Source organism: Halomonas kalidii (assembly GCF_030010475.1).
Taxonomy (GTDB): Bacteria; Pseudomonadota; Gammaproteobacteria; order Pseudomonadales; family Halomonadaceae; genus Halomonas; species Halomonas heilongjiangensis.
This window is the reverse complement of record NZ_JASCQN010000048.1, coordinates 85074-91582: the sequence shown is the minus strand read 5'-3', so window position 1 is coordinate 91582 and position 6509 is coordinate 85074. Positions and strand designations below refer to the sequence as shown.

Annotated in this window: 9 protein-coding genes; 6 read left to right on the top strand and 3 right to left on the bottom strand. The window is 66.8% G+C overall.

The annotated features are described in order from the left end of the window. The 3 genes from QLQ85_RS15535 to QLQ85_RS15525 all read right to left on the bottom strand — a co-directional run. On the bottom strand, positions 1-215 hold a 215-nt coding region (locus QLQ85_RS15535; RefSeq protein ID WP_282739827.1), incomplete at its 3' end, for a heavy-metal-associated domain-containing protein. Positions 216-312: 97 nt separating this feature from the next. Continuing rightward, the gene (locus QLQ85_RS15530) at positions 313-882 is read right to left on the bottom strand and encodes a Spy/CpxP family protein refolding chaperone (RefSeq protein WP_282739826.1); all 570 of its coding nucleotides are present in this window, start codon (positions 880-882) and stop codon (positions 313-315) included. 131 nt (positions 883-1013) lie between these two features. Beyond that, positions 1014-1322, bottom strand: coding sequence for a hypothetical protein (locus tag QLQ85_RS15525; RefSeq protein WP_282739825.1), 309 nt, complete (start codon positions 1320-1322; stop codon positions 1014-1016). A 342-nt stretch (positions 1323-1664) separates the two neighbouring features. On the opposite strand from QLQ85_RS15525, the gene QLQ85_RS15520 reads away from it, so the two are divergent. From QLQ85_RS15520 to QLQ85_RS15495, 6 genes are all read left to right on the top strand, one after another. Next, the gene (locus QLQ85_RS15520; RefSeq protein WP_282739824.1) at positions 1665-2000 is read left to right on the top strand and encodes a hypothetical protein; all 336 of its coding nucleotides are present in this window, start codon (positions 1665-1667) and stop codon (positions 1998-2000) included. A gap of 72 nt (positions 2001-2072) precedes the next feature. Further along, positions 2073-3032 (top strand): WD40/YVTN/BNR-like repeat-containing protein, encoded by a 960-nt coding sequence (locus QLQ85_RS15515; RefSeq protein WP_282739823.1) that lies wholly within the window; start codon positions 2073-2075, stop codon positions 3030-3032. A gap of 46 nt (positions 3033-3078) precedes the next feature. Beyond that, positions 3079-3882: a prolipoprotein diacylglyceryl transferase gene (gene lgt, locus QLQ85_RS15510; protein WP_282739822.1), complete on the top strand. Its 804-nt coding sequence runs from the start codon at positions 3079-3081 to the stop codon at positions 3880-3882. 121 nt (positions 3883-4003) lie between these two features. After that, positions 4004-4501, top strand: a complete 498-nt coding sequence (locus QLQ85_RS15505; RefSeq protein WP_282739821.1) for a cupredoxin domain-containing protein — start codon at positions 4004-4006, stop codon at positions 4499-4501. Between the two features lie 4 nt (positions 4502-4505). Then, the gene (locus QLQ85_RS15500) at positions 4506-5171 is read left to right on the top strand and encodes a response regulator transcription factor (protein WP_282739820.1); all 666 of its coding nucleotides are present in this window, start codon (positions 4506-4508) and stop codon (positions 5169-5171) included. Beyond that, positions 5158-6486 carry a sensor histidine kinase gene (locus QLQ85_RS15495; protein WP_282739819.1) on the top strand — a complete coding sequence of 443 codons (1329 nt, stop codon included), beginning with the start codon at positions 5158-5160 and terminating at the stop codon, positions 6484-6486. Before QLQ85_RS15500 ends, QLQ85_RS15495 begins: the two co-directional genes overlap by 14 nt. Positions 6487-6509 lie beyond the last annotated feature (23 nt).

Below are 6509 nucleotides of genomic sequence, written 5' to 3'. Positions count from 1 at the left end.
TCGTAGCCGGCGCCCTCCACGGCGATTTTCAATGCCTCGCCATCGGGACCGCCTTCGTCGACGGTCACGCTGACCCGGTGGCTGGCGATGTTGGTGTGGATCTCGTCCACGCCTTGCAGGCGCTGGAGCGTCTTGCGCACGATGCCGGCACAGTGGTCGCTGCCCATGCCGGGGACCGTCAGTTCGATCCTGGAGGTCGAGTGTTCATTGGCCATGAAGGTGTCTCCCGCCGTGCATCGAACCTGACAGGCAACCCGCCGGGTTGCCTGCCTCCTCTCGAGTCGCCCGCCGGCATGGTGGGCGCACCTGTCGTCACTCTCGGAAGCGGTAGGGCATGGCCTCCTGGAGTTGCTGGCGCTGTTCGTCGGTGAGCAGGTCATGCATGGCGTTACGCTGGCGAACTTGCTCGGCCAGCATCTCGCCTTGCAACTCCGCCATGCGGCCGTGGAGTTCCTGCACGGCCTCCGGATCGGGACGTGCCTGCTGCATCTGGCTCACCAGCTCATCATGCAGGTCCAGCATCTGGCCCATGTGTTCGAGCTGGGTAGGGCGGTGTTGCTGCATCAGCTCGCGCATCTCGTCGTGCTGCTCAGGGGTGAGCAACTGCTGCATCATGCCCATGCCGGGGCCGCCCATCATCGGACAGGGCATCATGCCGCCACCCATCATGCCGGGGCCCATGCCGCCACTCATCATGCCGGGCCCCATGCCGCCGCCCATCATGCCGGGCCCCATGCCGCCACCCATCATGCCGGGGCCCATGCCGCCCTGGCCATACCCCATCATGCCGCCCGGCATGCCATGGGCGATGGCGAATCCGGCGCCACCGGCACCGAGTGCCAGGGCCAGGCCGAGCGCGAGAGTGCGCTTGCGAGTGTTCATGGTGTTTCTCCTTGCGGGCACGGTGGCCCATCATTTGGTCGTCGTCTGGATGGGTGCGGCGGGCTGCCGCGGGGACTGCCGCACGATCACGCCCCATGGCGGTATCGCACACGGGCCGGATCGCCAAACGCTCAGGATCTGAGTCGTCGGGTCAGCAGGTAAACGGGAACCGGAGAAGGATCGGGGCGGGTCCTCGGGGTGCCGCTAAGGGCCACGACCCGGGGGGCCGTGACCATGTCGGCCACGGAGACGGGGAAGGGCTCGGGCTCGAGGTCCAGGCGTTCCATGCGCAGCAGGGCGCTACCGACCGGGTGGTTGCCATGCCCGTGGTGGCAGTGCTGGTCGTGATCGGTCGCCATGCCCGCGACGCCGGGGCCCTGGAATGCCTGGGCGTCGGTCGCGATGGTATGGGCCATGGTCAGGGAAGCGGTCAGCAGCATCGCCAGCCCCAGCAGGGCGGCCAGCCAGCATCGACCCCGTGCGGAGCCGGGAGCCGTGCGAGGTCGGGATACTGCAGACGGCGTACCCATGGAGAGGCGCTCCCTGTTGGATGAAGCCACTTCAGCGTAGTCGAATTCGGCGTGGCACTACTTGACGTGTATCAACCCGGGTGTCGAACATCGAGTCGTACACGGGGTACAGGCCGCTGGTTTTCTGCGGCTTATTTCGTGAACCAACATCCGGGCCATTGGTCGTAGTGTGCGACTTGCGCCCCGAAGGGGGGCGTGGAAGACTAGCGTTTCGGTGCCTCGACACTCTCTGGACCGGTTGACACATCGCCCATGCCTGATCGTCCTCTCCACTGGCTGCTCTGCCTGCTGTTCGGTATCGCCCTGGCGCTGCCGCAGGCGGCGGTGAGTGCCTGGGTATACGAGGGGGAGGAATGCATGGGGTCTCATGCCGCCATGATGGATTCGACCGAGCGGGCCCAACATGACGACGGCCTGACCGAGTCCTCCATGGAGACCATGACCTGTTGGGCTCCCTGTTCCGTCTGCAACGGTAGCCCGCAGGCCTTCGACGCCGGCCCGGCGCCGTCCCACGAACCGCGCTGGGCGGTGGCCGAGTCCTTTCCGCGCCGCGTGCCCGACCGCCTCGAGCGGCCTCCTCGCGCTTGAACACCCGTCCCTGACGACGCCGCTCGTCGTGTGCGAGGGGTAATGGCTGTTCGAACCACGAGGAAGATTCCCATGCAACGCATTGATTTCCTGCGCTATTCCGCCCTGGGTGGGGGAGCTCTCTCCGCTTCCTGGCCGCTGCCCCGCAGCTCCCATTTCGCCGACCGACCGGGCCTGTTCCGCAGCGCTCTCACCCCCCTGTTGCTGGTTGCCGCGCTGCTGGCCGGCTGCTCCAGCGAGCCAGAGGGCACCAGCCTGGAGCAGTTGCGCCAGCAGACCCATATCCATGGCCTGGCCTTCGATCGCGCCGATAGCGAGCGGATCCTGCTGGCCACCCACCATGGCTTCCATGTGGTCGGTGGCGATGGCCTGGCCCGCCAGGTCTCGAACGAGACCCACGATTTCATGGGCTTCACGCCACACCCCCAGGACGCCGAGACGCTCTTCTCCAGCGGCCATCCGGCGCGTGGCGGCAATCTCGGCGTGCTGGTCTCCAGTGACGGCGGCCGGAACTGGGAACAGCGCGCGTCGGGTGTCGACGGGCCGGTGGACTTCCACCAGCTGACCATCAGCGAGGCCGACCCGGACGTGCTCTACGGGGTCCATGCCGGCCGGCTGCAGGTCAGCCGAGACGGTGGCCAGGGCTGGCGGGTGCAGGCGCCCGTGCCGGACGGGTTGATCGGGCTGGCGGCCTCCAGTCGCGACCCGCAGCATCTCTATGCCGCGACCAAGGGGGGGCTGTTGATGAGCCCGAATGGCGGCGAGCGCTGGCGCCAGCTGCATCCCGAGCGTCGCCCCGTCAGCCTGGTGGTGGCCGATGGCGAGGAGCTCTATGCCTTCATGCTCGGTGTCGGCCTGATCCGCGCCGATGAAGCCACCCGCCAGTGGGAGGTGGTCAACGGCGACTGGGGCGAGCGCTACCTGACCCACCTGGCGGTGGCCCCCGATGATCCTGCCCGGCTCGTGGCGGCGGATGACCAGGGTCGGCTGCTGCTCAGCACCAACGGCGGGCAGGACTGGTCGCCGCTGTGAGCGAGCGTTCCGCGCAACCCACGATTGACACAGAAAGGGACATCACATGATCCAGTATCCCCAGATCGACCCCGTGGCCATCGGCATCGGACCGTTGCAGGTCCACTGGTATGGCCTGATGTACGTGGTCGGCTTCGTCGCCGCCTGGTGGCTGGGCCGGCATCGCGCCCATCGCCTGGGACTGAGTCGCGACGACATCGGCGACCTGCTCTTCTATGGCGCCCTGGGGGTCGTGCTCGGCGGGCGCCTGGGCTACGTCCTCTTCTATGGCATGGAGCAGTTCCTGGCCAATCCGCTGTGGCTGTTCAGCGTCTGGGAAGGGGGGATGAGCTTCCACGGTGGCCTGGCGGGCGTGCTGATCGCGGCGCTGCTGTTCGCCCGCAGGCACCGTCTCGCCTTCTTCCAGCTCACCGACTTCATCGCTCCCCTGGTGCCGATCGGCCTGGGGGCGGGGCGCCTCGGCAATTTCATCAACCACGAGTTGCCGGGCCGCGTCAGCGAGCTGCCCTGGGCCATGCCGTTCCCGCACATGGGGCCGGAGCCGCGCCACCCCTCGGCGCTCTACGAGTTCGCCCTGGAGGGCGTGGTGCTGTTCGCCGTACTGTGGTGGCTTTCCAGCGAGCCCCGGCGGAGGGGGCTGATCTCGGGGCTGTTCCTGCTGCTGTACGGGGTCTTCCGCTTCGCGGTGGAGTTCGTACGTCTGCCCGACGCGCATATCGGCTTCATCGCCTTCGGCTGGGTGACCATGGGCATGCTGCTGACGCTGCCGATGCTCGCCGCCGGCGCGGCACTGATCGCCTGGTCGCGCCGCCGGCCGGTGGACGAGGCGACACGGCCGGAGCCGGCCTAGTGTGCCACCCTTCGTTGAGCCTCGCTGGCACGGCAAGTGGCGTATCGTGATACTTTTCAGCCCCGTTTCAGGGTCGGGGCTTATAACGGATGTTCCACTGACGACTACAAGAGGGATTCACATGCGTAAGATGCTGCTGACGATGGCCTTTGGGGTGTTCTCCACCGCCGCCCTGGGTGCGGGGGAGCATGGTGGTGGTCACCAGGGTGACCCGGGCGATGTCCAGGTCGACCGCACCATCAGCTTCGAGGCCGGCGATATGTGGTTCACCCCCGGCGAGCTGAACATCAAGCCGGGCGAGACGGTGAAATTCGAGATCACCAACACCGGCAACCTCGAGCACGAGTTCGTGATCGGTGATGCCGAGGCCCAGGAGGAGCACCGCGAGATGATGCAGGCGATGGGGTCGGGCGGTCACGGCGGTCACGGCGGTCACGGGGGGCACGACATGGCGGAAGGCGAGCACGGTGGCCAGATGCCTTCGGTGACCATCGCGCCGGGCGAAACTGCCACCCTGGTGTGGACCGCCTCCCAGGACGTCACCGCCCTGGAATTCGCCTGCAATCTTCCCGGCCACTATGAATCCGGCATGGCGGGAGACATCCACATCCGGGGTTGAACGCATGAAGCTGTTGCTTCTCGAAGACGATGATCTGCTGGCCGAAAGCCTGGCGGAGGCCTTGGGAGACGACGGCTATAGCGTCGATTCGGCCACGAGCATTCGCGTGGCCGAATCGTTGATGGCCACCGAGGAGTATGCCCTGGCCATTGTCGACCTCGGCCTGCCCGATGGCTCGGGTCTCGACCTGTTGCAACGCTGGCGTGAGCAGGGACATCGGTTGCCCATCCTGGTCCTCACGGCCCGCGACACCTGGGAAGACAAGGTCATCGGCCTGCGCCGCGGTGCCGACGACTATCTGACCAAGCCCTTTCACGAGGCCGAGTTGCTGGCCAGGCTGCATGCCCTGCTCAGGCGGCGGTCGGGCGGCCTGACGCAGATATTGACCGTCAATGGGCTCCAGCTCGACGAGCATACCCAGCGGGTCAGCACGGATGGCGCCACCTGGCAGGTCCTGACGGCCACCGAGTTTCGGCTGCTCCGCTACCTGATGCACCACCCCGATCGCGTGCTCTCCAAGTCGCAGCTGCTCGACCAGCTCTACGCCCTGGACCAGGACGCCGCGGCGCCTAATCTGGTGGAGGTCTATATCGGCCGATTGCGCCGGCGACTCGGCAAGGATGTCATTCAGACACGCCGCGGCCAGGGGTACCTGCTTGCGTCACGTTGACCGGCGCAGCCTGCGCTTTCGCCTGCTCACCTGGCTGGGCGGCGTGGCCTTGATCGTGGTCGGCGTCACCTGGCTCTTGCACGGTATCCTGCTGCACGATCTCGCCCGCGACTTTCTCGGCGAACGTCTGCGCCAGGAGGCCGAGCACACGCTGCAGCAGTTTCGCCAGGAGCAGGGCTCGCTTCCCGCCTGGCTCGAGTCGGCTGGCGGGGGGTACCAGGTCTTTCATCACCTCTATGCGCTGCGGCTGGATGGCGTGATCACCACCTCCCACCCTCGCTGGCTGGCGCTGCTGGAACCCCACCTGAAAGGAGAAGACGACACCCTCGTCGATATCCATTGGCAGGGTCGGCAACTGCTGGCCTATCGCAAGGTGTTCACTCTCGATGGCCGCTCCGGGGTGCTGCTCATCGGCGAAGACTTCGCCCAGGTGGCGGCGGGGCTGACCACGCTGCACTGGTGGGTGGGGGGAATCGCCGGCGTGCTGCTGCTGCTGCTGGTCGCGCTCAATCTGATCGCCGTCAACCGGGGGTTGCGGCCGTTGTCCCGGCTTCAGCGACAGCTCGACGAGCTGCAGTCGGGAGATCGGGAGCGACTGCGCCTCGACACCCCCGCCGAACTCGACAACCTGGTGGCGCAGCTCAACCGTTTCATGGACGATCATGACCGGCGGTTGCAACGCTCCCGCGAATCCGTCGCCAACCTGTCGCATGCCCTGAAGACGCCGCTGGCCGCCGTCACCCAGGTGCTGAGAGGCTCCCGTCCCATCGATGACGGGCGTCGGGCGAAAATGCTGCTCCGCCTGGAAGACATGCATGCCCAGCTCGAGTCCGAGCTGCGTCGCTCTCGTATCGCGGGGCCCTATACCGGTCAGCGGACCCTTATCCGGCGCGAGGCCGAGACATTGATCGACATGTTCGGCGCCCTGTATCCCGACAAGTGCTTTCGCCTCGCGGCAATACCGGCAGCAGAGGCCAGCGTGAGCGTGGAGCGCCAGGATTTCACCGAGATGCTGGGCATCGTACTCGACAATGCGGGCAAGTGGGCCGATCGCGAGGTGGTCTGTCGTCTGGAACTGGCGGAATCGTTGACGCTCACCGTCGAGGATGATGGTCCCGGGGTCTCCGCGGAAGACATCGTCCTGCTGGGCAGGCGAGGCCTTCGCCTCGACGAGGGCAGACCCGGCCACGGGCTGGGGCTCTCCATCCTGCGGCAACTGGTCGAGCAGTACGGTGGCGTGCTGAAGTTCGAGGTCGGTGGGCGAGGAGGCCTGCGGGTGGTGATCACCCTTGCGCATGGCGATCCGGCCCCCTGACGGTGCCGTTCAGCCTTGTTTCA